The organism is Nitrosomonas sp. Nm33, from assembly GCF_900107265.1.
Classification (GTDB): Bacteria; Pseudomonadota; Gammaproteobacteria; order Burkholderiales; family Nitrosomonadaceae; genus Nitrosomonas.
Window position 1 is genome coordinate 1 of sequence record NZ_FNPJ01000157.1, and the last position, 1,489, is coordinate 1,489.

Genomic DNA, 1,489 nt, shown 5'->3' on the forward strand with positions numbered 1-1,489 from the left:
CTCCTGACGATCAAGTGGCGTAAGTCTTATATGTTTGTGCATGTTCATTTACAGTATTCTCCACAATACTGTAAACAACGCTAGAAATTCTTACACCTAAAATTATTAAAGCAACTGGTTCGGTAGGCGTCGTAGCTTTTCTCATCTATATCATTCTGAATCAGGTTTTCAGTGAGCAAATCGTAGCGTTGTTTGGCAGTGATAAGCTATTTGCATTAACGTTTCTTCTCATTGTAACTCTGCTAATTGTTTTTTTAGTCGCCATCCTGCAGTCGAAAGAGACGCGGGAGCGTACGAGCCAATCTGAAGGGCCGAAAGTTACATATAGCGGTAATTCCACTCATAACGGGGATAATAACTTCTAGTTATGGATGTAGGCGCACAATATCAAGGCCGGGCCAATCATATAGGCGATAATAACTTTGCTTCTCTAACCAATCTTGAGACAGCTATCGAGCAAGTTAAAAAAACCTGGCGAGGTGAAGACAAGCTAGTTGATATTCTTGAGGATTTAGCTGATTACATAACAGAGCACCCTGAACGAGAGATAGTAGGATTAGAAAAGAAGCTAGAACGGGGTGATCAGCTCGATTTGTTTGGTCGAGCGAGTTTTCTCAAAAACAAGTTTGCTCGGCGGGTCGCAAAAAACCAGATGTCGATCACTGAGCAGTATGTGTATATCCAGATTCTTTCGGCAATCAACACGATTTGGTACCAAACCATCTATCCCAGGATTGTTTCTGGAGCAAGTAGTCAAGAGATTGACCAACTGATATTCGAAGAACTGATAAAGCCTGTTCATCAGGCGATTGTCAGATTTGATTGTACGATAACGACAGAAACAGTAAGTGGAATGCTTTATTTCCTAACAGGAAAATGCCATCTCATTTGGGAGCCAGAATGCTAATGTACCACCCAGCACAGGATGTCAATCACTGTGTTTTTAGAACATTGCTTCTTCTCGAACACACGGTTCATGAGGTTATTGAACTTGAGCTGTATCGGTTACTCGATTTTTATATCGTTTTCCCTCACATGTTGAAGCACATAAGGCCACTTCCTGCTGAACTGAGCACTTATAGGCGCTTGCTTGCGGAAATACCTGATCCTTTCGAGTCTATGCGCAATACGAAGCGCATTATATAGCCTAACCAGTTAAGAATGATTCAGAATGCATAGGATTTGAAGAGCGTATCGACGGTTTGGTTTTGTTGTCTACGGAGCGCCTTGGCCTGTGCCCATTTGTGTTCGATGGGATTGAGATCAGGAGAATAAGCGGGAAGGTATTCAAGGGTATGCCCGGCGTTATGTATGGCATCCCGTGTGTCTAGTCTCTTATGGAAGGTGGCATTGTCCATCACAACGATGGAATGTAGTGGCAATTTAGGCAACAGGTCCTGCATCGCCCATCCATGAAACACATCAGCATTGATGTTGGCTTCAAACAGGCCGATGGTTACCAGTAACTTTCCAATCAGGGCACCAATCG

3 protein-coding genes are annotated in these 1,489 nt (G+C 43.1%); 2 read left to right on the forward strand and 1 reads right to left on the reverse strand.

Going from position 1 to position 1,489, the window contains the following annotated elements; translation table 11 throughout:
* Nucleotides 1-367 precede the first annotated feature (367 nt).
* Together BLV54_RS15200 and BLV54_RS17435 are read left to right on the forward strand one after the other, a co-directional pair.
* A complete protein-coding gene (locus BLV54_RS15200) occupies nucleotides 368-907 on the forward strand; it encodes an ABC-three component system protein (protein WP_090572412.1) in 540 nt (179 codons plus the stop codon).
* A complete protein-coding gene (locus BLV54_RS17435) occupies nucleotides 907-1,146 on the forward strand; it encodes an ABC-three component system middle component 5 (protein ID WP_090572413.1) in 240 nt (79 codons plus the stop codon). Before BLV54_RS15200 ends, BLV54_RS17435 begins: the two co-directional genes overlap by 1 nt.
* Before the next feature lie 20 nt (nucleotides 1,147-1,166).
* Here BLV54_RS17435 and BLV54_RS15210 read toward each other — a convergent pair.
* The coding region (locus BLV54_RS15210; protein ID WP_090572414.1) for a transposase at nucleotides 1,167-1,489 on the reverse strand (323 nt) is incomplete at its 5' end.